Origin of the sequence: Herbaspirillum sp. SJZ107 (genome assembly GCF_006715485.1) — a bacterium.
Classification (GTDB): Bacteria; Pseudomonadota; Gammaproteobacteria; order Burkholderiales; family Burkholderiaceae_D; genus Telluria.
The window spans coordinates 399,491-424,424 of sequence record NZ_VFNH01000002.1 but is presented as its reverse complement, the minus strand read 5'-3'; the positions used below and the strand labels follow the sequence as shown (position 1 = coordinate 424,424).

Annotated in this window: 18 protein-coding genes and 1 pseudogene; 7 read left to right on the top strand and 12 right to left on the bottom strand. The window is 66.9% G+C overall.

Features of this window, described 5'->3' with window-relative positions; translation table 11 throughout:
• Nucleotides 1-3: 3 nt before the first annotated feature.
• Nucleotides 4-360: a hypothetical protein gene (locus tag FBX97_RS11610; protein WP_141831741.1), complete on the bottom strand. Its 357-nt coding sequence runs from the start codon at nt 358-360 to the stop codon at nt 4-6.
• Nucleotides 361-828: 468 nt separating this feature from the next.
• Nucleotides 829-1,344 (bottom strand): annotated as a pseudogene (locus FBX97_RS30115) (NUDIX domain-containing protein); the annotation flags it as partial.
• 133 nt (nt 1,345-1,477) lie between these two features.
• Between FBX97_RS30115 and FBX97_RS11600 the strand changes: the two are divergent.
• Entirely contained in the window at nt 1,478-2,239 is a 762-nt protein-coding gene (locus tag FBX97_RS11600; RefSeq protein ID WP_141831737.1) for a DeoR/GlpR family DNA-binding transcription regulator, read from the top strand.
• On the opposite strand, the gene FBX97_RS11595 is transcribed toward FBX97_RS11600, so the two are convergent.
• Nucleotides 2,236-3,213, bottom strand: a complete 978-nt coding sequence (locus FBX97_RS11595; RefSeq protein WP_141831735.1) for a gamma-glutamyl-gamma-aminobutyrate hydrolase family protein — start codon at nt 3,211-3,213, stop codon at nt 2,236-2,238. The genes FBX97_RS11600 and FBX97_RS11595 overlap by 4 nt on opposite strands.
• A gap of 279 nt (nt 3,214-3,492) precedes the next feature.
• Here FBX97_RS11595 and FBX97_RS11590 point away from each other — a divergent pair, with 279 nt between their 5' ends.
• Nucleotides 3,493-5,490: a DNA topoisomerase IV subunit B gene (locus tag FBX97_RS11590; RefSeq protein WP_141831733.1), complete on the top strand. Its 1,998-nt coding sequence runs from the start codon at nt 3,493-3,495 to the stop codon at nt 5,488-5,490.
• Nucleotides 5,491-5,629: 139 nt separating this feature from the next.
• Nucleotides 5,630-7,972: a DNA topoisomerase IV subunit A gene (gene parC, locus FBX97_RS11585; RefSeq protein WP_141831731.1), complete on the top strand. Its 2,343-nt coding sequence runs from the start codon at nt 5,630-5,632 to the stop codon at nt 7,970-7,972.
• A gap of 95 nt (nt 7,973-8,067) precedes the next feature.
• Here the strand turns inward: parC and FBX97_RS11580 are convergent, their stop codons facing one another.
• The 6 genes from FBX97_RS11580 to FBX97_RS11555 form a co-directional block, all read right to left on the bottom strand.
• A complete protein-coding gene (locus tag FBX97_RS11580) occupies nt 8,068-8,568 on the bottom strand; it encodes a hypothetical protein (protein WP_141831729.1) in 501 nt (166 codons plus the stop codon).
• Nucleotides 8,569-8,743: 175 nt separating this feature from the next.
• On the bottom strand, nt 8,744-9,331 hold the full coding sequence (locus FBX97_RS11575) for a hypothetical protein (RefSeq protein WP_141831727.1): 588 nt from the start codon (nt 9,329-9,331) through the stop codon (nt 8,744-8,746).
• Nucleotides 9,332-9,482: 151 nt separating this feature from the next.
• On the bottom strand, nt 9,483-10,916 hold the full coding sequence (locus FBX97_RS11570) for an IgA Peptidase M64 (protein WP_141831725.1): 1,434 nt from the start codon (nt 10,914-10,916) through the stop codon (nt 9,483-9,485).
• A 79-nt stretch (nt 10,917-10,995) separates the two neighbouring features.
• On the bottom strand, nt 10,996-12,213 hold the full coding sequence (locus FBX97_RS11565) for a cyanophycinase (protein ID WP_370457269.1): 1,218 nt from the start codon (nt 12,211-12,213) through the stop codon (nt 10,996-10,998).
• A 197-nt stretch (nt 12,214-12,410) separates the two neighbouring features.
• Nucleotides 12,411-12,854, bottom strand: a complete 444-nt coding sequence (locus FBX97_RS11560; RefSeq protein ID WP_141831721.1) for a GNAT family N-acetyltransferase — start codon at nt 12,852-12,854, stop codon at nt 12,411-12,413.
• 110 nt (nt 12,855-12,964) lie between these two features.
• On the bottom strand, nt 12,965-13,600 hold the full coding sequence (locus tag FBX97_RS11555) for a hypothetical protein (RefSeq protein ID WP_255517430.1): 636 nt from the start codon (nt 13,598-13,600) through the stop codon (nt 12,965-12,967).
• Between the two features lie 229 nt (nt 13,601-13,829).
• On the opposite strand from FBX97_RS11555, the gene argH reads away from it, so the two are divergent.
• Nucleotides 13,830-15,227 carry an argininosuccinate lyase gene (argH, locus tag FBX97_RS11550; RefSeq protein WP_141831719.1) on the top strand — a complete coding sequence of 466 codons (1,398 nt, stop codon included), beginning with the start codon at nt 13,830-13,832 and terminating at the stop codon, nt 15,225-15,227.
• A 123-nt stretch (nt 15,228-15,350) separates the two neighbouring features.
• Here argH and FBX97_RS11545 read toward each other — a convergent pair whose 3' ends face one another.
• A complete protein-coding gene (locus FBX97_RS11545; protein WP_141831717.1) occupies nt 15,351-18,215 on the bottom strand; it encodes a TonB-dependent siderophore receptor in 2,865 nt (954 codons plus the stop codon).
• A gap of 205 nt (nt 18,216-18,420) precedes the next feature.
• On the opposite strand from FBX97_RS11545, the gene FBX97_RS11540 reads away from it, so the two are divergent.
• The 3 genes from FBX97_RS11540 to FBX97_RS11530 all read left to right on the top strand — a co-directional run bounded on the left by FBX97_RS11540 (nt 18,421) and on the right by FBX97_RS11530 (nt 22,087).
• On the top strand, nt 18,421-21,075 hold the full coding sequence (locus FBX97_RS11540; protein WP_141831715.1) for a M1 family metallopeptidase: 2,655 nt from the start codon (nt 18,421-18,423) through the stop codon (nt 21,073-21,075).
• A gap of 86 nt (nt 21,076-21,161) precedes the next feature.
• On the top strand, nt 21,162-21,404 hold the full coding sequence (locus FBX97_RS11535) for a hypothetical protein (RefSeq protein WP_141831713.1): 243 nt from the start codon (nt 21,162-21,164) through the stop codon (nt 21,402-21,404).
• Nucleotides 21,405-21,409: 5 nt separating this feature from the next.
• On the top strand, nt 21,410-22,087 hold the full coding sequence (locus FBX97_RS11530) for an HAD-IA family hydrolase (protein WP_141831711.1): 678 nt from the start codon (nt 21,410-21,412) through the stop codon (nt 22,085-22,087).
• Between the two features lie 78 nt (nt 22,088-22,165).
• Here FBX97_RS11530 and FBX97_RS11525 read toward each other — a convergent pair whose 3' ends face one another.
• Together FBX97_RS11525 and paaZ are read right to left on the bottom strand one after the other, a co-directional pair.
• Complete coding sequence (locus FBX97_RS11525; RefSeq protein ID WP_141831709.1) at nt 22,166-22,708, bottom strand: cupin domain-containing protein; 543 nt, start codon at nt 22,706-22,708, stop codon at nt 22,166-22,168.
• Nucleotides 22,709-22,885: 177 nt separating this feature from the next.
• Entirely contained in the window at nt 22,886-24,931 is a 2,046-nt protein-coding gene (gene paaZ, locus FBX97_RS11520) for a phenylacetic acid degradation bifunctional protein PaaZ (RefSeq protein ID WP_141831707.1), read from the bottom strand.
• Between the last annotated feature and the right edge of the window lie 3 nt (nt 24,932-24,934).

Below are 24,934 nucleotides of genomic sequence, written 5' to 3'. Positions count from 1 at the left end.
CCTTCAGGCTACGGCCGCCAGCGCTTCCGCCTTGCGCGCACCCGGGCGCAGGATGCGTTCCAGCAGCGGCCGTTTGACGGACACTGGCGCCGGCAGCGCGCGGTCGACCAGGCCGGCCCACTGGGCGCTGAGCTGCTCGCAGGTCGCGCGCAGCACCGGGTCGGCGTCCGGCAGGCGCGCCAGCGCGACCAGGTGGCGCTCGATCACCGAGGCGAGCTTGATACAGGGCTCGTTGCGGTCGCGCGTCGTGTAATGCGACATCAGGTGCAGCACCGCCGCCACCAGCACCGCGTGCTGTGCAGAGCGCGAACCAGGGGCCGCGCCCGGCAGCTTCAGTTCGTCCGGCAAATCTCGATCCATTCCACCCTCCTCGATTGAACATCATCTCTTTATGAGAATGATTCTCATTCAAATTATGATGTGGGCCAGTGGGCAATGCAAGCGAAATTCGATTGCCGCCTGATCTCAGGAAGGCGGTATGTCCGCCAGCGTGTAGTACACCGGCTTGCCCAGCCGGCGCGCAGTCTCGACCATCAGCTCGGCTCCGCTCGACACCCCGGGAATGCGCAGCACCGCATCGCAGCGTGCCAGCAGGCGCTGCGCATGCGGGTGGAACACGGCGTCGAAGACGGCGTCGCCGGCACGCAGCGAACCGGCCAGGCGCGCCGTCGGCAGTGCCAGCCATTCGCCCAGCAGCGGCAGATGGCCGGCGCGGTGCAAGGGTTCGACACAGGCTTCCATCGCCGCGACGTTGCGTGCGATGCGGGCCGGATCGTCGCCGCTGCCGGAACGGTAGGGACCCGCGATCAGGATCATCAGGCCGGGCGGCACGAACAGGTGCTGTCGCGCGTACTGCAGCAGCATGATGGTCTTGCCGTCGACGATGCCGCTGCCGATCATGGCCAGCGCCACGTCGATGTCCAGTTCCAGCACTTCCAGGTTTTCGCCCTCCTCCGCCAGGCCGCCGCCGGCGCCGACGCGGTCGCGCGCCTCGTATTCGGCGACGAAGAAATGCAGGCGCTCGGTCACGCTGCCCGGACTCATGAAGGCGTCCCACAGGCGGCGCACCCCCTTCACCCGGTAGCCGGTCTCCTCTTCGACTTCGGCGCGGATGCGTTCCTCGGGCCGGGCACCGTCGAGCAGGCCGGCCGCCGCTTCGACCAGGAAGCCGTCGTGGCCGTTCACATAGGCCGGCAGGCGGAACTGGCGCGTCAGCACCACGGTCCGGCGCGCCAGGTTGTACAGCAGCAGGGTTGCGCCATTGCCGCGGTCGTAGGTTTCGCGCGTCTGTTCGACCCAGGCACCGTCGCCGCGGCGCAGGGCGAAGGTCGTTTTCTTGAGCATGCCCCAGTCGTCGGACAGCACCTGCACGTTCCGGATAGTTACCTGATCTTGCACGATCGACCTCCCGTTGTGAGTTTCGTGTAAACTATCGTGCAATATCGTGCAAGGTCAAGCACATCTTGGAAAGCACAGCATGCTGACGAGCCAGCGCAAACACTATCTGATGGAAGTCCTGCGGCGCGATGGCCAGATCGTCGCCACCCGCATCAGCAGCGAACTCGGCGTGTCGGAAGACACCATCCGCCGCGACCTGCGCGAGATGGCCAAGGAAGGCCTGCTGCAGCGGGTGCACGGCGGCGCCCTGCCGGCCAGCGCGGCGCTGGCCGATTTCGCGGCGCGCCAGCACATCGCGCCCGGCGACAAGGCCGCGATCGGCCGCGCCGCCGCCGCCATGGTGCAGCCAGGCCAGGTCGTGTGCGTGGACGGCGGCACTACCTGCACCCAGCTGGTCCGGGCCCTGCCGCGCACGCTGCGCGCCACGGTGGTCACCCACAGCCCGTCGATCGCGATGGAGTTGATGGAACGCCCCGAGATCGAAGTCATCCTGCTGGGCGGACGCCTGTTCCGCCACTCGGCGGTGGCGGTGGGGGCGGCGACCGTGGAAGCCATTGCCCAGATCCGGGCCGACACCTATTTCATGGGCGTGACCAGCGTACATCCGGACGAAGGCCTGTCGACCGGGGATTACGAAGAGGCCTGCGTCAAGCGCGCGCTGTGCCGGGCGGCGGCCGAGACCATCGTGCTGGCGTCGCCGGAAAAGCTGGCGACGGCATCGCCGTACCGGGTGGTGGGGATGTCCGAGATCAGCGGGATGGTGGTGGCGGGGGATACGGCGGAAGAGATGGTGCGTCCGTATCGGGAACGGGGGGTGGCGTTGACGTTTGCGACACCTTAAAGCCGCGTCTCCCGCGCCGCCCTCAAGAACTCATCCAGCACCGGTGTGCAATCCAGCAGGTCCCCGCCCCCGGCCCGGTGGAATTCCGGATGCCACTGCAAGCCCATCACGAAGGGCGCGCGCTGGTAGCGGATCGCCTCGACCACGCCGTCCGGGTCCGACATCGCCTCGATGTGGATATCGCGCCCCAGGTCCTTGACCGCCTGGTGGTGGATCGAGTTCACCACCGCACGCCCCTGCTTGGGAAAGATTTTCTTGAGCGAGGAGCCGTTCGGGAACACGATCGCATGGCGGTGCGCGTCGTAGAGTTCGTGTACGTGGGGATGGGCGTCCGGTAGGTCGGTGGCCACGTCCTGGTGCAGGGTGCCGCCGAAGGCGACATTGATCAACTGGCAGCCGCGGCAGATGCCGAGCACCGGTTTGCCGGCCTCGACGAATTCGTGCAGCAGTTCGAGTTCGTAGACGTCGCGCGCGCGGTCGCCGCTCCATTCGGGCCGGGTCGGGCTTTCCGAATAGGTCATCGGCGAGACGTCGGCGCCGCCCTGCAGCACCAGGCCGTCCAGGTGGCGCGCGTAGTGGCGCAGCGTGATGTTGCTGGGATGGAGCAGGCCAGTCGTGTTCACGGTCGGCACCATGAACACCAGCACGTCGCGCGACATCACCCATTGCGCGATCGACTCTTCCAGGTATTGCAGGTTCTTGCTGCGCAGGCCGGTGGCGCCGGGTTCCGGATGGTAGATGCGCGCCGAGACGCCGATGCGCAGCGTGCGCCGCATGAAGTCGCGATGGAAACGGTCGGTCAGCGCCCGCCAGCGCGAACGCAGCACGCGTCCGGCCAGGTTCAGCGGCGTATCGCCAGTGCGGAGGTAGCGCGATGATCCCCCCGTGGCGCGCCGATCCGGCACACGCGGCGGTCCGGAAGGTCCGTCCTGCGGCGGGCCGGCAGTATCGCGCTTCTCGATGTCTTCTGCCATGTTTCAACTATAGACCCGCCGCGGCTGCGTGGTACGTTTGTGCTGAAAAAAATGTCGAAATGTCATGATGATGCTGACTTAGCGTTGTCAATTGACACTTTGACCTTGCAAACTTGGCCTTGAAACGCAAGAATACTGTATCTATATACAGTACAAGTCGACATACCCCTTTCCAAATCGCGCGTTCCGATTGAAACTGCTGCCTTCGCGGTTTTTTGAAGCTCTATTTCCGCGCGACAAGATAGAATGCGCAAGCATTTGACTTAATCAAGATCCAGCATGGCCACCAAGAAAAACGCACCCGACTACAGCGAATCATCCATCCGCGTCCTGAAGGGACTCGAGCCCGTCAAGCAGCGCCCGGGCATGTACACCCGCACCGAGAATCCGCTGCACATCATCCAGGAAGTGATCGACAACGCCTCGGACGAAGCGCTCGGCGGCCACTGCAAGAACATCGCGGTGACGATGAACGGCGACGGCTCGATCACGGTCGAGGACGACGGCCGCGGCATCCCGGTCGGCATCCACCCGGAAGAAGGCGTGTCCACGGTCGAGATCGTGTTCACGCGCCTGCACGCGGGCGGCAAGTTCGACAAGGGAGCGGGCGGCGCCTACGCGTTCTCGGGCGGTCTGCACGGCGTCGGCGTGTCGGTCACCAATGCGCTGTCGAAGCGCCTGGAGATCACCGTCTGGCGCAAGGACGAGCAGGGTAACGGCATGCACCACCTGGCCTTCGAGGCCGGCGACGTGGTCGAGCCGCTCAGTTCCGGCCCTGCCGAGCGCGGCGGCAAGAAGAACGGTACCCGCGTCACCGCCTGGCCGGACGGCAAGTACTTCGATTCCCCGAACATCCCGATGGCCGAGCTGCAGCGCCTGCTGCGTTCGAAGGCCGTGCTGCTGCCGGGCGTCACCGTCACCCTCACCAACGGCAAGACCGGCGACGTCCAGACCTGGCGCTACGACGAAGGCCTGCGCGGCTACCTCACCGAAGCGCTGGCGCAGAATTCCGACGGCGAAACCCTGATCCCGCTGTTCGAAGGCGCGCAATTCGCTGGCGCCGGCGACGAAGGTTTTGCCGAAGGCGAAGGCGCGGCCTGGGTCGTGGCCTGGACCGAAGCCGGCGCCGTGGTGCGCGAATCCTACGTCAACCTGATCCCGACCCCGAGCGGCGGCACCCATGAATCCGGCCTGCGCGACGGTTTGTTCGGCGCCGTGAAGAGCTTCGTCGAGATGCACTCGCTGCTGCCGAAAGGCGTCAAATTGCTGCCCGAAGACGTGTTCGCGCGCGTCTCGTTCGTGCTCTCGGCCAAGGTGCTGGACCCGCAGTTCCAGGGCCAGACCAAGGAGCGCCTGAACTCGCGCGACGCCGTGAAACTGGTGTCGACCTTCACCCGTCCGCCGCTCGAACTGTGGCTGAACCAGCACGTCGAATACGGGCGCAAGCTGGCGGAACTGGTCATCAAGCAGGCCCAATCGCGCCTGCGTTCGCTGCAAAAGGTCGAAAAGAAAAAATCCTCGGGCGTGGCCGTCCTGCCGGGCAAGCTTACCGATTGCGAATCCAGCGACATCACCCGCAACGAACTGTTCCTGGTCGAGGGCGACTCGGCCGGCGGTTCCGCCAAGATGGGCCGCGACAAGGAATTCCAGGCCATCCTGCCGCTGCGCGGCAAGGTGCTGAACACCTGGGAAACCGACCGCGACCGCCTGTTCGCCAACAACGAGATCCACGACATCGCGGTGGCGATCGGCGTCGACCCGCACGGCCCGGACGACAATCCGGACATCTCCGGCCTGCGCTACGGCAAGATCTGCATCCTGTCCGATGCGGACGTCGACGGCTCGCACATCCAGGTCCTGTTGCTGACGCTGTTCTTCAAGCACTTCCCTGCCCTGTTCCGGAATGGCCACGTGTGCGTCGCCCGGCCGCCGCTGTACCGCGTCGACGTCCCGGCACGCGGCAAGAAGCCGATCCAGAAGCTGTACGCGCTGGACGACGGCGAACTGCTGGCGATCGAGGACAAGCTGAAGAAGGAAGGCCTGAAGGAAGGCGTATGGAGCATCTCGCGCTTCAAGGGCCTGGGCGAGATGAACGCCGAACAGCTGTGGGAAACCACGATGAATCCGGATACGCGGCGTCTGCTGCCGGTGGCCTTCGGCGACTACGGCCTGGCCGAATCGTCGGCGCGCTTCAACATGCTGATGGGTAAGGGCGAAGCGGCTGCGCGGCGGGCCTGGCTTGAAGAGCACGGTAACGAGACGGAAGCGGATATCTAATTTAGAGGAGAACTTGGGTCCCTGCCTTCGCAGGGACGACGTGCTCAAGGCATCAGCCGTAAAACCGTCGCCCCTGCGCAGGCAGGGGCCCAAGTCAGCGTGAGCAGCTAACAGCGCCTCCAGGAACGAACAAGCAAAAATGACCCAAGCAAACCTCTTCGAACAACAAAACCCACCCGCCGGCGGCGGTGACGGTGGCGACACCGAAACCCTGACCCTCTCCACCTTCGCCGAGCGCGCCTACCTGGACTACGCGGTCTCGGTCGTGAAAGGCCGCGCCCTGCCCGACGTGGCCGACGGCCAGAAGCCGGTGCAGCGCCGCATCCTGTACTCGATGAACGAACTGGGCCTGGGCCCGACCGCCAAGCCGCGCAAGTCCGCGACCGTGGTCGGCGACGTGCTCGGCAAGCTGCACCCGCACGGCGACCAGTCGGTCTACGACGCGCTGGTGCGCATGGCCCAGGACTTTTCGCTGCGCTACCCGCTGATCGACGGCCAAGGCAACTTCGGCTCGCGCGACGGCGACGGCGCGGCGGCGATGCGTTACACCGAAGCGCGCCTGACGCCGGTGTCGCGCCTGCTGCTCGACGAAATCGACATGGGCACCGTCGACTTCCAGCCGAACTACGACGGTTCGACCGACGAGCCGCGCACCCTGCCCGCGCGCCTGCCGATGCTGCTGCTGAACGGCGCGTCCGGCATCGCGGTCGGCATGGCCACCGAGATCCCGTCGCACAACCTGCGCGAAGTGGCGCAGGCGGCGGTGGCGATGATCCGCAACCCGAAGATCACCCACGCCGAGTTGATGACCGTGATCACCGGTCCGGACTACCCGGGCGGCGCCCAGATCATCACCCCGGCTTCCAACATCGCCGACATGTACGCCTCGGGCCGCGGCTCGATGAAGGTGCGCGCGCGCTGGAAGATCGAAGAGCTGGCGCGCGGTCAGTGGCAGGCGGTCGTCAACGAACTACCGCCGGGCGTATCAAGCCAGCGCGTGCTGGAAGAAATCGAAGAACTGACCAACCCGAAGATCAAGGTCGGCAAGAAGACCCTGCTGCCCGAGCAGCTGGCGCTGAAGCAGACCATCCTCGGCGCGCTGGACACGGTGCGCGACGAATCCGGCCGCGAGGCGCCGGTGCGCCTGGTGTTCGAGCCGAAGTCGAAGAACCTCGACCAGGGCGAGTTCATGCTGATGCTGCTGGCGCACACCTCGCTGGAAAGCTCGGCCCCGATCAACCTGGTGATGATCGGCGGCGACGGCCGCCCGCGCCAGAAGGGCCTGTCCGAGATCCTGCAGGAGTGGATCGACTACCGCTTCGTCACCGTCCGCCGCCGCACCGAATTCAGGCTGGGCAAGGTCAACGACCGCATCCATATCCTGGAAGGCCGCGAGACCGTCCTGCTGAACATCGACGAGGTCATCGCCATCATCCGCAATGCGGACGATCCGAAGGCGGCGCTGATCGAGCGTTTCCGCCTGTCCGAGCGCCAGGCCGAAGACATCCTCGAGATCCGCCTGCGCCAGCTGGCGCGCCTGGAAGCGATCAAGATCCAGCAGGAGCTGGCCGAGCTGCGCGGCGAAAAGGAAAAGCTCGAGGACATCCTGAACAACCCGTCCTCGATGAAGCGCCTGATCATCCGCGAGATCGAATCCGACGCCAAGCAGTACGGCGACGACCGGCGCACCCTGATCGAAGAGGCGCAGAAGGCCGTGGCCGAGCAGAAGATCGTCGACGAACCGGTGACCGTGATCGTTTCCGAAAAGGGCTGGGTGCGCGCGCGCACCGGCATCGGCCACGATCCTGCACAGTTCACCTTCAAGGCCGGCGACTCGCTCGGCTATGCCTTCGAATGCCGCACCGTCGACACCCTGCTGTGCATCGGCGACAACGGCAAGGCGTATTCGGTGCCGGTGGCGGCGCTGCCGGGGGCGCGCGGCGACGGCGTCCCGATCACCACGCTGGTCGATTTGTCGGGCGGCGGGCGCATCCTGTACTACTTCGCCGGCAATGCCGACACCCGCCTGCTGCTGGCCACCAGCGCCGGTTTCGGCTTCATCGCCAAGGCCGGCGACATGGTCACGCGCCTGAAAGGCGGCAAGTCCTTCATCACGCTGGACGACGGCGCCGTGCCGCTGGCCCCACGCGTGGTGAGCGACAATGCCGGCGCCATCGCCTGCCTGTCCGAGAAGGGCCGTGTGCTGGTGTTCGGCATCGACGAGATGAAGACGCTGACCAACGGCGGCCGCGGCGTCACGCTGATGGAGCTGGAGCCGAAGGAAACCCTGATCGCAGCCCAGCCGATCAGCCAGCGCGGCGTGAACGTGGTCGGCACCTGGGCCGGCGACAAGCCGCGTACGGTGGAACTGTTCGGCGTCGGCCTGGAGCCGCACTTCGGCAAGCGCGCCAAGAAGGGCAAGCCTTTGAGCGCCAAGCTGAAGGCCAAGGACCTGGCGATGCGGCAGACCGACGGCAGCTGATAAATGCGCAGGGTGGGCACGGGTGCCCACCCTGCGTAATTCGAAGCGCAAAAAAAACGGACCCGAAGGTCCGTTTTTTATTTCTGCACGTCGAATTACTTGGCAGCGTCCTTGTGCGCCTCAGCCATCGCTTCCGAGCGCTTCTCGGTTGCCTTGGCTTGTGCCTTGGCCTTGTCGGCGTTCGCGTCCACGATCTTCTTCTGGGCTTTTTCGTCGGCCTTGATCATGGTCTTCTGGGCGTCGTACTGGGCGTCGGCGATCTTTTTCTCGGCCTTGGCCGATGCCTTGGCCTTGTCTTCCGGATCGGCCTTCGCTACTTTTTCCTGAGCGTCAGCGATTTTCTTGTCGGCCTTGGACTGGGCCTTGGCTTTCTTTTCGCTGGCCTGGGTGCTGGCCTTGTGGATCTTTTCGTCCTGCTTGGCGACTTCCTTGGCTTCCTTCTGGTCGGCCTTGGCGATGTCCTTGTCGGCATCGGCGTTGCCGGTCGCGGTGACGCCGGCAGCGCCGCTCATGCCCGACTGCACCGCAGGGGCGGTTTGTGCGTAGACCGAAGTGGCGAACAGGCCGGCGATCAGGGTGGCGAGCAGTTTGTTCATGGTGTTTCTCCTTGTCGTTTATATATGGCAGGGCGACTTGCGCCTCGTTGTTTTTGTCTTGCTGTGTATCCAGAATAGGCTGCCGGCACCCCAGCTTCTGTTCGCCAGCACACACTGCCTTTTGGAAAAATGTTAAAGTTGTGACAAAAGTTTTCAGCGTGCGCCTGGCGCTGTCTTAACGGTTTTCTCCGGTGCCGCCGGCAGCACGTTCGGCCGATTTACGGACCGATTTTTCCTTGGCCTCGGCACGCTTCTCGAGACCCGCTTCGGCCGAGGTCTCGGTCTTCATGCGCGAACCGACCGGCTCCTTGACCTTGGTCGTGTTCGACTTGCGCACTTCCTTCTCGGCCTTGGTGCCGGCCTTGCCGCGGCCGCCGGTGGCCGGGGCATCGGCTGCAGTGCTGTTCGGTGCGGTGGTGTTGGTGGCCTGGGCATTCACGTTATCCGACTTGCCCGCGGCGACGCCGACCACCGACGTGCTTTTGCCGGTGACCTGGCCGGCCGCGTTGACGCCGGCCGCCTGCAAGCCGGTGGCGGCGTGCGCGGAACCGGTATTGGCGGTGCCGTCGGTGCGCAGGCCGGTGCCCGACACGCCCGAGGCGGTCGAGTTGTTGCCGCTCACGGCCTGGCCGATCGGCGCCGAGTTGGCGCTGCTGTGGCGCTGCGATTCGTGCTGCGGCTTGGCTTGCGGCTGGGTTTGGGTCTGGGCTTGGGCGGAGGCGGCCAGCAGGCCGGCGATCAGGGTAGCGACGATTTTATGCATGATAAATCCCGTTTCATATGGAGGAGATGGCTATATCCCGGCCGGTTTGTAGCCGGAATACTCTTGATCTGATTATGAAACTAGGATAGAAGGCAGCGCGCCGCCTATCTGTTCGGCAGCGCACCCCTGCGCGGTGTTGCCTGCAAGCCAGTTATTTAGCCGGACGCGCGTACAGGTCGATGATCTCGCTGATGCCGTCGCGGCACACCGGGCAGAATTGCTCGCTGCGGTCGAACATGATGCACTGCATGGCCGGGCGGTAGTAGCCGCTGGCCTCGTAGTTGGCGCCCTCGAAGGCGCCGATCGCGGTGCGGTAGCGCGCCGGCGCAAACAGTTCACGCGTGCGCGCCAGGTCTTCCCGGAACAGCGCGCTCATCTCGGACTCGGGACGGTTGGTGGCGCGCAGTGCGGCGCGGCGCTTCTGGTAGGCGCGCGAGGCGCTCTCGTAGTCGGCCTTGGGCCAGGGCGTCGGCAGCGGCGTGCCGGCCTGGACGTGCTGCTTCCACTTGAGCCGGGCCGGATCGCGCAGCGCGGTCACGTTCGGCTCCCACGGCTCCATGCGCGCCCCGCTCGACTGGTAAGCCACCGGCGAGGTGTAGTACTCGTCGGCCAGGCCGGCGAAATGATGGCCGAACTCGTGCACGAACAGGTACTCGGCCCACTCGTTGCCGGCCGCGGCCGTGCTGAACTGGCCGAAGATGCCGCCGCCGCCATAGGTGTCGTTGTTGACCAGGATCTCGATGAATTCGTAGGGCGCATATTGCGCGATGTCGCGCAGCGCCCGGTTATCCAGCGTCAGCACGTAGCGCTCGCTGCCGAAGATGTCGTAGCGCGTACCGAGCGCGGAGGCGTGGTGCACGCCGGTCGACGGCCGCGAAATGCCCGATTCCCGGGTCGGCACGGCCATCGCCCAGACGTTGAAATCGCGGGCGCGCTCCTTGAACGGCGACACCGCGAACAGATGGGCCGACAGGCGGCGCGCATCCGCTTCGAACTTCTGCATGTCGGCCTGCGTGTAGCCGTCGCCCAGGATCAGCAGATCGACCTTCTGCGGCGACGGGCCGTTGACCACGATCGGGATCGGCTGCGCCAGCGCGGGCGCCTGCTTGCGCACGACGTCCTGGCCATCGGCATCGACCTCGATGCTCCAGGCCACCGAGAACCCGTTGCGCTCGTCGCGCTTCAGGATGCGCACGCGCACCGGCTTGTCGAACTTGGGAAAGCGTACCGACTCGTGGAAGCCACGGCTGACCTTGTTCGCTTCCTCGGTGGTCTTCCACTCGCCGAAGACCGTCGAAAAGTCGCGCGAATACAGCAGGTCGCCGGTCTTCGCGTCCGCCACCTCGACCCGGTTGTTGCCGCGGTTGGTGTCGTCGAAGCGCTGCGACAGGTCGCCCGGCCAGGGCAGCGGCTCGATCAGCACCCGCTCGACGGCGTAGTGCTCGTCCAGCGCATTGCCGCTGTGGGTATAGTCGAGGCGGACGGTGGCGGGCTGCCGGGCGGCCTGGGCGGCCTGAGCGGCTTGGGCGCCGGGGCTGAGGCACAGCGCCAGCAGCGCGGCGGAGACGGTCGATCGGAGCGACATGGGCAGGGTCTTTCTGGCGGCTGAGGATGCCGGCATTGTACTGCCCAGCGCGCACGGCATTGGCCCCAGCGCAGCCTGACTATTTATATTGATACAGCGGGCGCCGGATCAGGATCGGCCGGATGTCGAGGCGCAGGTTGTAGATCGAATAGGCCTCGGTGGACGCCGACTGGTAGCCGACGCTGTCGCCGGCGCGCGTGAAGCGGAACTCGAAGCCGAGGTCGGGCTGCACGCCGCTCGGGCTGCCGAGGGTGATGCCGATGGCTTCCGGCTGGTCGCTGTCGATCAGCTTGCTCATCAGGTCGACCACCGTGCTGTTGCCGAGGATGTCGGCGCTGAACAGCGGCTCGCGGTAGTAGGGCCGCGACGCATCCAGCTTGCCGTCGGCCTTGTCTTCGGAGGGCGTGAAGGCGTGGGTATCGATGTTGAAGCGGTCTCCGTTGTCGAGGTAGCTGACGCGCACGTTGCTGACGTTGAAGGCGCCCTCGTGCACGGTGGCGTCGGCCAGGTCGAGCACCAGCGCGCCCTTGTAGCCGATCACTTCGACGTCGCGGTTGGGCAGCACCACCATGGCGCTGTCCTCGTCGATGCCGAGGCCGAGCTTGTAGCCCTTGGCCAGCATGGCCGGCAGCATGCGCGCGAAGCGGCCGCGCACCAGCAGGTGCTGGTCGATGAACACGTCCTTGCCGATGAAGCCGAGCCCGTCGGCGAGCTCCTGCCCTTCAGCCACGCCCAGCTTGAGGGTGGCCAGCACCGCGCGCGGGCGGCCGAACATGGTGCTGCTCATGATGGCGGCGCCGGCGCTGGAACCGGCGACCACGCCGCCGTTGCGGTACAGGTCCCACACGGCATCGAGGACGCGGGTGTGGCTGCCGTCCGCATGCAGCAGCGCGCGCGTAATGCGGCTCTGGTCGCCGCCGGCGAAGAACACACCGTTGGCGTTGCGCACCGCCTGCGCCAGCTCGGGATCGTCGGCCGCGGCCTGGTAATCGCTGCCGGCCAGCTTGACCGCCACCGGCACGAAGAAGGCGCGTGCGCCGTAGCGGTTGAAGACCTCGACCAGGCTGCGGCCCGAGCGCTCGGGATAGCCGGATGCGGAGGCGAACACGGCAATGCGCGCCCCCTTGCCGCCGGCCTGCTGGACGATGCGCTCCCATACCGCGCCGTTGGTGGGCCGCAGGTTGCCGCCGATGATGATCAGGGACCCCTTGGGCGGTGGCGCCTCGGCTGCCGGGGCGGGCCGGGCGCCGGCCGGCTGGGCGATGGCGCAGAGGGGAACGGCAAGGACGACGGACAGGACGGACAATACACGGACAACATGGCAAACGGCAGAGCGGAACATGAGATTCCTTCCCAACAAAGAGCGCAGACCGATGGATCGGGGCGGCGATCGCGGCCGGAGGGTGGTCCGGACCGGGATCAGCGCTTAGCGTAATTGTAGGGCAATGCAGCCGTGTTGACCGACATTCGACAAATATGTCTTGCGTTGCCGTATCAGGACAAATACAGCTTGGGCAGGAAGCGCTCCATGATGGTGTCGGGGCGCTTGGGGATGCAGAAGCCGAAGCGCTCGAACAGGCTGTGCGCATCGGTGGTATTGACCGTGAAGCGGCGCAAGCCCTGCAGGCTCGGGTGCTCGATGACCATGCGGATCAATTGCTTGGCATAGCCGTGGCCACGGAATTCCGGGATGACGAACACGTCTTCCAGATGGGCGATGGTGGCGTAGTCGGTCACGACGCGCGCGAACGCGATCTGGCGCCCATCGATGTAGCCGCCGAAGCACAGCGAATTCTCGATCGAGCTCTCGACCACACTCAGCGAAATGCCGATGGCCCAGGTCGAATGCTCGCTCAGGAAGCGATAGATCATCGGCACGTCGAGCCGCGTGCGGTCGGTGCTGACCTGGAAACTCGAGTCGTTAGTCGTTGAAATCATGGAACGCCACTTACCAACTCTGGTAAAAAAGCCAATTCTAGCGCCGATCCCCGAAAGGCCGGCCGAAACGCCCAATCGTGCGCGCCTGCCGGCCCCTGCCCAGCGTGCCGTCAAGGTTTCGGCAGGTAGCGCTCCGGCAGCGGCAGCTCCTTGTCCTCGGCCCGCCATACCAGGTTCACGATCCACCAGCGCTTGCCGTCGTGGGCCAGCTGGATGCTGTTGATGCCGCGCTGGAAAGGCTTGGCATCGCCGGCCGCGTGACGCGATTCGTAGGTGCTGAACACATGCGCGATCTGGCCGAAGGTCTCGGTGGTGCGCGCGGCCTCGCGCTCGAAGAAGCCCATCGTCGCAAAGGCTTTCGTGTTACGCCCGATATAGTCCTCGACCGTCATCGTGCGCATCACCACCTCGCCGTCGGGCCGGCGCGCGACCGCCATCAGCCGCCCTTCCGGCGCGAACAGCGAGCGCATGCGGTTCCAGTCGCGCGGCTTGCCGGCCTCGCCCGAGATCACGTCGTACAGGGCCGCGACGATGGCGTCGATGCTGGCGACGTCGGCGGCGCGGGCCTGGACCGCTGCCTGCATCTGCGTCTGCGTCTGCGTCTGCGGCTGGGCCTGCGCTGCAGCGGCCGGCGGCGCCACTGCTGCCGGGGTGGCCGGCGTGGCCGTCGCCTGTGCCTGCGCGACCGTGACCGCGCCCATCGTCCCCATCGCCACCATGGCTGCCACCGCAATCGTCCGCTTCATTCGAGTCTCCAAGTTGTCAATTAGATCAGGAGACCACATCATCCGGGATTTTGGCGCGGAAGTCATCGAACAATATGCGTGGGCAATATGCGCAGCCAATGCGGCAGCCGGCGCGGTGGCCATTGGCCGCCGTGCGGCGTGCACAGTTTATAATCAGGAAATCCAATCCGAGCAATCCAGTCAATACCCCCTCATTGCCTCACTTATTGCCTCATTCATCGCCTCCATCATGACTTCACAATTCGACAAAAAAGCGGAAGCCTGGTCGGCCCGCTTCTCCGAACCGGTCTCGGACCTGGTCAAGCGCTACACCGCCTCGGTCTTCTTCGACAAGCGCCTGGCCCTGTTCGACATCCAGGGTTCGCTCGCCCACGCCGAGATGCTGGCGGCACAAGGCATCATCAGCGCCGAGGACCGCGCCGAGATCGAGCGCGGCATGGCCCAGATCAAGGGCGAGATCGAAGCCGGCCAGTTCGAATGGCTGCTCGACCTCGAGGACGTGCACCTGAACATCGAAAAACGCCTGACCGAACTGGTCGGCGATGCCGGCAAGCGTCTGCACACCGGCCGCTCGCGCAATGACCAGGTGGCCACCGACATCCGCCTGTACATGCGCGCCGCCATCGACGACATCCTCGCCCTGCTGAAAGGCCTGCGCGGCGCCCTGACCGACCTGGCCGAGCAGCACGCCGGCACCATCATGCCGGGCTTTACGCACCTGCAGGTGGCGCAGCCGGTGACCTTCGGCCACCACCTGCTGGCCTATGTCGAGATGTTCGGCCGTGACGCCGAGCGCATGGCGGACACGCGCCGCCGCGTGAACCGCCTGCCGCTGGGTGCCGCCGCCCTGGCGGGCACCACCTTCCCGATCGACCGCCTGCGCGTGGCCAAGACGCTCGGCTTCGAAGACGTCAGCCACAACTCGCTCGATGCCGTGTCTGATCGCGATTTCGCGATCGAGTTCACGGCGGCCGCATCGGTCTTGATGATGCACATCTCGCGCATGTCGGAAGAGCTGGTGACGTGGATGAGCCCGCGTGTCGGCTTCATCGACATCGCCGACCGCTTCTGCACCGGCTCGTCGATCATGCCGCAAAAGAAGAACCCGGACGTGCCGGAACTGGCGCGCGGCAAGACCGGCCGCGTCTACGGCCACCTGATGGGCCTCCTGACCCTGATGAAGGGCCAGCCGCTGGCCTACAACAAGGACAACCAGGAAGACAAGGAACCGCTGTTCGACACCGTCGACACCGTGCTGGATACGCTGCGCATCTTCACCGACATGGCTGCCGGCATCACCGTCAAGGCGGACAACATGCGCGCCGCCGCCCTGCAAGGCTACGCCACCGCGACCGACCTGGCCGACTACCTGGTCAAGAAGGGCCTGCCCTTCCGCGACGCCCACGAAGCCGTTGCGCACGCGGTGCGTGCCTGCGACGACGCCGGCTGCGACCTGTCCGAGATGGCGCTGGAGCGCCTGCGCGAATTCTCGCCGCTGATCGAGCAGGACGTGTTCGCGGTGCTGACGCTGGAAGGTTCGGTGGCGGCGCGCGACCACGTCGGCGGCACCGCGCCGAACCAGGTAAGGCTGGCGATCGCGCGCGTGCGCAGCCAGCTCGGCGAATAAACGGCGCCGCACAAGCAGCCTGCTAATAAAAGGCCTGATAATAAATGACCTGGCTGCCCCCGCACAGTACCGGCCGAGGCCGGTACTGTGCGGGGGCGGCTTTTTTATACCTTCTTCATACCGTCAGAAGCGGTACACCGCGCCGACGTTGACGAAGCGGCCCACCGCGCCCGCCGAGTGCAGCGACAGGTTGTACGGATAGCCGCTGCCGTAGGTGCTGACGTCGGCCGGCGGCTGGCGGTTGAACATGTTGCGCACCGAGGCGTGCAGCGTCCACTGGCCGGTCATCTTGTAATTCACCGTCAGGTCGGTCTGCATGAAGGAACCGACCCGGCAGAAGTTCTGCGGCACGTTCCCGCTCGGGAACACGCCGTTCATCGCCGCGCCTTCCTCGCAGGTGGACTGGCCCTGGGTCGGGTCGGTCAGGTCGTAGCCTTTCACCCAGTGCAGCGTGGTGGTCGCTTCCCACGGGCCGCGCTCCAGGCCGAGCTCGAACTGGGCGCGGTCCTTCGGGTTGGCGGTGTCGGCGCCGATGCCGGCCGGGCCGTGGCCGCCGGCCAGTTCGTATTCCTGGCCGCCGATCGTCATCGTGTAGCTGAACGCGTGCGCATACTGGAAGTCGGCGCGCAGGCGGCCGTAGCTGCCCAGGTTCCAGCGGTAGCGGGTATCGAATTCGACGCCGCGGGTGCGCGTGCTGTTGGCGTTGATCGGCGTCGCCGGGTAGTAGGCGATGCGGCCGATGCTCGGGGTGCAGGTGACCGTGCCGCCGTTGCCGTCGGCGCAGTCGCTCGGCACCGGCGCGATGCGCACCGGGGTGCCGGCCAGCGGGCCGCCGACGATCTGGTCGCTGACGCGGATCTGGTACAGGTCCACCGTCGTGCTCCAGCCGCGCACCGGTTCCAGGATCAGGCCCAGCGTGGCCGACACCGAGTGCTCGGGCTTGAGGTCGGGATTGGTGGTGGTCAGGCCGATCAGCGACTCGTTGCAGGACGCGATCACGGTGCCCGCCGGATAGCGTCCGTCCGGCCGGTAGCCGCCCGCGCACAGCACCGGGTCGGCATTGCTGCCGACGCCGCCGGCGCTGGCCGAGTTGCCGTTTTCGGCCGGGCCCGGCGCGCGGAAGCCCTTGGCCAGCGTGCCGCGCAGCGCGAACACGGCGTTTGGCGTGAACTTGAAGGCCAGCTTCGGCGTGGTCGAATTGCCGGCCAGGCTGTAGCGGTCGTAGCGCACCGCGCCGTCGATTTCCAGGTTCTTGAGCACCGGCGCGGTGAATTCCGCATAGGCCGAGTTGACCGTCTCCGAGCCGAAGGCATAGGCGCCGTTGACGATGCCGTCCGCGTTCGGCGCGGCCGGCGCCGACAGCTTGGTGTGGAAGGCACTCAGGCCGGCGCTGACCTGCAGGTCGCCGCCGGCCAGCTTCATCAGCGAACGGCCGGCACGGGCTTCGGCGAAGTCGAGTTCCGAGGTGTCGAACGAACGCGGGGTGCGGAAGATCGTTTGCAGGTCGGCAGCGCTGTTGGCGCCGTAGATCAGGTAGGGATTGGCCGCTCGGTTCAGCGCCGCGTTCAGCGCCGGCGTGTTCAGGGCGCCGTGGTTCTTGCGTTCCAGGTTGTTGCGGGTGTAGCCGAGCGAGAAGGCCAGGTCCCAGTCGTGCCAGCTGCCGGTGAAGTCGGCCGCCAGGCGGTAGGCGCGCGAATCGGTGGTGATGTAGTGCTCGGGCGCGTCCGGGATCGGTCCGCGCACGATGGCCGGCACGCCGAACGGATTGCCCGGGTAGCCGGCCGGGATGCGGATCGCCGGGATCGCCGAATTCGGAATGTAGTGCGGCGCCACGCCCGACATCAGTTCGAGCTGGCTGCCGTACGAGGACGGGAAATTCGTGATGCCCTGGTTGAGGCGGACGCGGCTCTCGAACATCGACGCCTTGAGGTCGGCGCGCCAGTCGCCGCCCAGCTTCTGCGTGTAGCTGGCGAGGATGTTGACGTTCTCGGTCATGGGCTGGATCTGCTTGGTCGGATCGTCGTAGGCGCAGCCACCCGAGGCCACCTGGGCATAGCTGGCGCAGGCGGTCCCCGGGAAGAACGAGAAGGCGGCGCTGTTGTCGGCGCCGGCCACGCGCGGCACGTTCGGATTCAGCAGGTAGGGCGACAGGGTCAGCGGCGCCGTGTTCTGCGGCGTGAACACGCCGAGCGCCTTGTTGGCGCCGCCGAAGCGGCTCATGTCCAGCTCCTGCCAGATGCCCTTGCCCTTGCGCTGGGTGTAGTAGATCGGATCCTGGTGCCGGTATTCGAGGCTGATGTAGGCGTTGTGGCCGTCGGCGTCGAGGTCGCCGCGGCCGAAGGTCGCCGTGAAGTGCTCGGTCTTGCCGCCGCCCTCGGTGGCGATACCCTTCTCGGCCGACAGCGTGGTGCCGTTGAAGTTCTTCCTCAGGATCACGTTGACCACGCCGGCCATCGCATCCGAACCGTACACGGCCGAGGCGCCGTCCTTCAGGATCTCGATGCGCTCGACCGCTTCGAACGGAATGTTGGAGATGTCGACGAACGAGCGCGAACCGTCGTCGGCCAGCGGATACGAGGCCATGCGGTGGCCGTCGATCAGCACCAGGGTCGCGTTGTTGTTCAGGCCGCGCAAGGAGATGCCGCTGCCGCCCGCCGCGAAGCCGCCCGTGAAGTTCTGGCTCAGCGTGCCGGCGCCGTTCGCGGTCAGGTTCTGCAGCACTTCGCCGACCGAGGTATAGCCGGAATTGCGCAAGTCCTTGGCATTCAGCACCTGGACCGGGCTCGGCGTTTCGCCGTCGGCGCGGCGGATGTAGGAACCGGTGATCTCGACGCGCTGGACGCCACCCGCCGGCAGGCCGTCGGCTTGCGGCGCGGTCGGCCCCGGCTGCTGCTGGGCCATCGCGCCCGACACGAAGGCGGCGGAAAACGCGCCGGCCGCCACCAGGTGGCGGATTGCGCGCGGCAAGACTTTCATGTTGCTGGACATGTTCTCTCCTTGGGTGCCTGCTGTTGTGGTTGTGTTTGCAGTGGTCTTTTTTAATGTAGTAACGCGGAAAATCTTGTGTCAAACGAAATCTGGAAATTCGCTTCTGTTCACTTTCATGTAACGAAACAATGTTATTTGGCAAAAAATGAATTGACACGTGCTCATGCGGACGCCTAAGTTGGGATGAGTCCAAGGAGATCCGTCCATGTCCCGCATTCCATTCGCCCGCGCCGCGCTGTGGGCGTCGCTCGTCCTGACCTTCGATGCCGCTGCCGCGCCCGCTGCCGTTCCGGCCACCCCGCAAGCCCCGTTTTCCTTCGCCGCCGCGCCCGGCCACCTGCCCAAGAACGTGGTCCCGCTGGACTACCGGATCGCGATCGTGCCGGACGTGGCCAAGCGCACGCTGCGCGGCACCGGATCGATCGACCTGCGCTTCGACGAAGCGACCGACACCATCCAGTTCAACGCCATCGGGATGCAGTTCGCCAACGTGCGCCTGGACGGCAAGCCGGTGAAGGCGGTCAGCATCGACCCCAAGCGCGAGATCGTCACCGTGACGCTGGCGGCCAAGGCCGGGCCCGGGCGCCACGTGCTGAACCTGGCCTACGATGCCAGGATCGAGAGCGGCCCGCGCGGCCTGTTCGCCCAGCCCTTCCAGAAGCCGGACGGCAGCCGCGACATCCTGCTGTCGACCCAGTTCGAAGCCACCGATGCGCGCCGCATGTTTCCCTGCTGGGACGAGCCGGCCTTCCGCGCCCGTTTCGAGCTGACCGCGACCGTCCCGGCCGCATGGGCGGCGATCTCGAACATGCCGGTCAAGCGCCGCGTGGTCCACGGCGACCTGGCCACCACCACCTTCGAACGCTCGCCGTCGATGTCGTCCTACCTGGTCGAATTCACCGGCGGCGACATGGCCAGCATCGGCACCCGCGCCGGCGCCACCGCGATCAACGTCTGGGCCGTGCGCGGCCAGGAACAGAACGGCAAGCAGGCGCTCGAAGACGCGCGCACCATCCTGCTCGACTACAACGATTACTTCGGCGTGGCCTTCCCGCTGCCCAAGCTCGATGCGATCGCCGTGCCGGGCGGCTTCCAGGGGGCGATGGAAAACTGGGGCGCGATCACCTACAACGACCAGACCCTGCTGCTCACGCCCGCTTCCACCCTCGACAACCGCCAGCTGGTCTTCAGCATCTCGGCGCACGAGATGGCGCACCAGTGGTTTGGCGACCTGGTGACGATGGGCTGGTGGGACGACATCTGGCTCAACGAGAGCTTCGCTTCCTGGGCCGCCGCCAAGGAGACCGACAAGCGCAACCCGGCGTGGCGCGTGCGCGAAGCGGAAGACGCCGGCAAGGAAGCGGCGATGCGGGTCGACGCGCGCCTGGCTTCGCGCGCCGTGCACTACCCGGTCGAGAACGAACTCGAGCCGCAGAACAATGCCGATCCGCTGATCATCTACAACAAGGGCCAGGCCGTGCTGCGCATGCTCGAAGCCTATCTCGGCCCGGACCGCTTCCGCGATGGCATCCGCGCCTACATGAAGGCGCGCCAGTACGGGAATGCGACCAGCACCGACCTGTGGAATGCGCTGGGCGCGGCCAGCGGCCGCGACGTCGCCGGCCTGGCGCGCGACTGGATCGAACAGCCCGGCTTCCCGCTGGTCGCCGCCCGCGCCGAATGCGACGCCGCCGGCGCGCGCACGCTGACGCTGGCGCAGTCGCGCTTCCTGCTGCAGGGCGAGGCCCCGGCACAGCCGCGCTGGGCCGTGCCGCTGCGCATGCGCGTCGGCACCGCGGCGCCGCAATCGGTGCTGCTGGAAAAGGATGGCCAGCGTGTCGCCGCCGGCCGCTGCGACCAGCCGCTGTCGCTGAACGCGGACGCCGACGGTTTCTTCCGCGTCGCCTACGACGATGCCCTGCTGGCCCTGAACACGCGCCAGTTCGCGGCCCTGCCGGACGGCGACCGCATCGCCCTGCTGGACGACCAGTGGGCGCTGGTGGAAAGCGGCCGCCGGCCGCTGGACAGCTACCTGGCGCTGGCGCAGGCGATGGGCGACCGTCCCAACGAACGGGCCTGGAACCAGATCCTGGGCGCCCTCGACACCATCGAACGCGCCGAACGCGGCACATCCGGCCACGCCGCCTTCGTCGCCTGGGCACGCGGGCTGGTGAAGCCGGTCGCCGCCGGCATGGGCGCGGCCGGCGGAGCCCAGACCGCCGGTTTGCAGCGCCTGCAGCGCAACCTGGTGGCCCACCTGGGCGCCTGGGACGACCCGGACACGCTGGCCGATGCACGCCGCCGCTTCGACGCTTTCGTGCAAGACCGCGCCAGCCTGGCCCCGGACGAGCAGGCGGCGGTGCTGACCGTCGTCGCCCAGCACGCCGACGCCGCCACCTTCGACCAGCTGCACGCGATCGCGCGCGCGGCCAAGAACGAGACCGAGGTGCGCCGCTTCTACCCGATCCTGATGCGCGTGCGCGACCCGCAGCTGGCGGCCCGGGCGGCCGCGATCGCGCTCTCGCCCGAAATCCCGCCGCAGGCCGACGTGCTGCGCCTGAACCTGGTGCTGGCGCTGGCCGGCGAGCATCCGCAGCTGGCGTGGACCACCTTCACCGGCCAGCTCGACCGGCTGACCGCGGCCAACCCGGGCAACCGCCCGAACGTGCTGGCCAAGACCGTGCCCGAGGTGTTCTGGGCCGGCATCCCGGCGGCCACGCTGCAGGCCTGGGTCAAGGACCAGATCGACGCCGGCATGGCCGACACCCTGGCCGACAGCATGCAGACCGTGCGCTTCCGCCAGGACGAAAAAGCCCGCCTGGTCGAGGCGGCGGACCGGATCGCCGCGCGCCGCTCCTGATCCGCCCACGGGCGCCATCCGCTGCCGTCCGCCGCCGTCCGCGGCGAGCCGTTACAATCGGCTCGCCAGGACGCAAAGGACACCCCATGCAGCGCTACAGGAACAGCGGCGGCGACTCCGGCGTCGTCGCCTACGACATCGATGCCGGACAGATCATCGTCCAGTTCAGGAATGGCGAGCGCTACCTCTACACCGAGGACAGCGCCGGCGCCGCCAACATCGCCCGCATGCAGGCACTGGCCCAGGCCGGCCACGGCCTCGGCAGCTTCATCAGCCAGCACGTGCACGACCGCTACGTCCGCAAGATCAATTCCAGGAAACTCGACTGACCAGCATGCCCCACACCACCCAGACGCAACTCCCCGACCGCCATTTCTCCGCCTTCCTGTTCGACATGGACGGCACCATCCTCACCTCGATCAAGGCCGCCGAGCGCGTCTGGGGCGACTGGGCCGCCGGCCACGGCCTCGACGTCGCCGCCTTCCTGCCGACCATCCACGGCAAGCGCACCGAGGAAACCATCCGCGCGCTGGCGCTGCCCGGCGTCGACCCGGTGGCGGAAGCCGCGCGCATCACCCTGGCCGAGATCGAGGACGTGGCCGGCATCGAAGCGATCCGCGGCGCCGCCGACTTCCTCGCCAGCCTGCCGCCGCAGCGCTGGGCGATCGTCACCTCGGCGCCGCGCAAGCTGGCCGAGGCACGCATCGCCGCCGCCGGCCTGCCGACGCCGCAAGTACTGGTGGCCGCCGAAGACGTCGAACGCGGCAAGCCGGCACCCGATCCCTTCCTGCTGGGCGCGCGCAAGCTCGGCGTGGCAGCCGGCGATTGCCTGGTGTTCGAAGATACGCTGGCCGGGCTGCAATCGGCAGCGGCGGCCGGGATGGCGAGCGTGGTAGTCACCACGACGCATGCGCATCCGCTGGAGACGGACGTGGTGGCGGTGCTCGACTACGAGCAGCTGCGCGCCGTCACACTGCCGGAAGGCGGCCTGCGCCTGCAAGCCGCGGGCTGACGCGGCCTGCTCCGCCGTCCCGCAGCCGCGGGGCGGCGCCGGGCCGCAGCGGCATCGGAAGCAGATTCGGAAGCGTGATCAGTCGTGGCGGTACACGCGCGGCTTCAGGATTTCAGGATCGATGGCCAGCGGCTGCGCCGGAAAGCCCGACGCGGCTGCTGCCGCCTTTGGATACGGGGTGCCGTCGCGGTGCGTATATTGATCGGCGCTGTTGTCCCAGATCAGGTCGATGTCTGCATAGGTGACGCGGTCCTGGGGAATGCGCGACCCCACCACCAGGAACAGCGCCGTGCCCCAGCCCTTGTTGATCAGGTGATGGCCGTTCGGCCGCCCGGCCGGGAAGGCCGCGCAATCGCCGGCGCGCATCAGGGTCTCGCCCTCGTCCGTCACCAGGGTCAATTCGCCCGACACCACCGTGACGAATTCATCTTCGTGGGAATGCCAGTGGCGCTGCGACGACGCGGCGCCCGGCTGCAGTTCGACCAGGTTGACGCCGAACTGGCTCAGGCCGCCGGCCTCGCCCAGCGCCTGGCGGCTGCGTCCGTTGACGGCCTCGGCGAAGGGTTCGGGGTAATCGGTGCCGGTCAGCACGGGAATACTGCTCAAGTCTAGCCTGGACATGGGACGCTGCTCCTTGTTGATTGGACACGTGTTTCGACCCGACTAGGATAGCGCAACTGGCGGCCGGATCGCTGTTCCGGTGAGAATGTGCGCGCCCGATCGGGCGCCGAAGCTGCGCTTCCGGTGCAGGCGTTGAGCGCGCTCATCCTTTGTGGGTAGCGCGCGCAACGATTTTGCTCAGGCGCGCTTCTGCACCAGGGTCAGGATGTCGTAGCTGGCCACCAGTTCCTCGTTCTGGTTGGTCACCTGCACGTCCCACGCCACCACGCCCTGGCCGCGCCCCTGCTCGTCCGTGCGGTTGCGGTCGACCTTGCGCTTGCAGGTGAGACGGGCGCGGATGGTGTCGCCGATCGCCACCGGGGCCACGAAGCGCAGGTTGTCGAGGCCGTAATTGGCCAGCACCGGTCCCGGTGCCGGCGACACGAACAGCCCGGCGGCGGCCGACAGCACGAAGTAGCCGTGCGCGATGCGCTTGCCGAACTGCGTGTCCTTCGCCGCGATCTCGTCGAAGTGCATATAGAAATAGTCGCCCGAGACACCGCCGAAATTCACGATGTCGGCCTCGCTGACGGTGCGCCGGTGCGTCAGCAGCGAGTGGCCGATCTCGAGGTCCTCGAAATAACGGCGGAACGGATGCACCTCGGTTTCCTTGACCGCGCCGCCGCGCACGTATTCGCTGGTCACCGCGGTGAGCATGGTCGGCGAGCCCTGCACCGCGGCCCGCTGCAGGAAGTGCTTGACGGCACGGATGCCGCCCAGCTCTTCGCCGCCGCCGGCGCGGCCCGGGCCGCCGTGCTTCAGCTGCGGCAACGGCGAACCGTGGCCGGTGGAGTCGACCGCCGCCTCGCGCTCCAGGATATGCACGCGGCCGTGCGTGCTTGCCGCGATCGGCACCGCATGCGCCGCCAGTGCCGGGTCGCGCGTGACCAGCGTGGTCACCAGGCTGCCGCGGCCGCGCGCTGCCAGGTCGAGGGCTCCGTCGATGTCGCGGTAGCTCATCATGGTGCTGACCGGGCCGAAGGCTTCGATGTCGTGCACGGCATCGTTGACCATGGCGTTGCGGCACAGGATCAGCGTCGGCGCGAAGAAGGCGCCATTGGCGGCGCCCTCGCCCACCGGCTTGGCACCGTCGCGGCCGCTGAACAGGACTTCGTTGCCGCGCGCTAGCATTTCGACGCGCTCGCTGACGTCGCGGTGCTGCTCTTTCGACGCCAGCGCGCCCATGCGCACGCCCTCGACCTTCGGATTGCCGACCACGATCTTTGCCAGGCGCGCGCGCAGGCGTTCGCCGACGGCGTCGACGTGCCGCTCGGGCACGATCACGCGCCGGATCGCCGTGCACTTCTGGCCGGCCTTGCCGGTCATCTCGCGCGCGACTTCCTTCACGAACAAATCGAATTCCGGATCGTCGGGCGTGATGTCCGGCGCCAGGATGGCGGCGTTCAGCGAATCCGCCTCGGCCGTGAACGGCACGCCCTGGCGCAGCAGGTTGGTGTTGCTGCGCAATTTGACGGCGGTGTCGGCCGAGCCGGTGAAGGTGACGGCATCGAAGCCGCTCAAGCGGTCCAGCAGGTCGCCGGTGCCGCCGATGACCAGCTGCAGCGCGCCTTCCGGCACCAGGCCGGATTCCATCATCATCTTGACGACGGCGTGCGTGAGGTAGCTGGTGGCGGTGGCCGGCTTGGCGATGCAGGGCATGGCCGCGAGAAAAGTGGGCGCGAATTTTTCGAGCAGGCCCCAGATCGGAAAGTTGAAGGCGTTGATGTGCACCGCGACGCCGCCGCGCGGCACCAGGATGTGGGTGCCGGCAAAGCCGCCGCGCTTGCCGAGCGCCATGGCCGGGCCTTCGTGCAGCACGTTCGACGAGGGCAGCTCGCGTGAGCCCATGCTGGCATAGGCAAACAGGGTGCCGATGCCGCCTTCGACGTCGACCCAGCTGTCGGGACGGGTGGCGCCGGTCAGATGCGAGATCTCGTACAGCGCTTCCTTGCGCTCCATCAGGTACAGAGCCAGGGCTTTCAGGCGCTGGGCACGCTTCTGGAAGTCCAGCTGCATTAGGCTGCGGATGCCGGTCTGGCGGGCGTAGCTCAGGGCTTCGTCGAAATCGATTTGCTCAAGATGGGTGTGGAAGATCAGCTTGTCGTCGAGGGCGCTGTGCAGCGGGGTCTGGGCCTCGACGCCGTGCCAGCGGCCGGCGATGTGGCTTTGCAGGGTGGTGGGCATGTT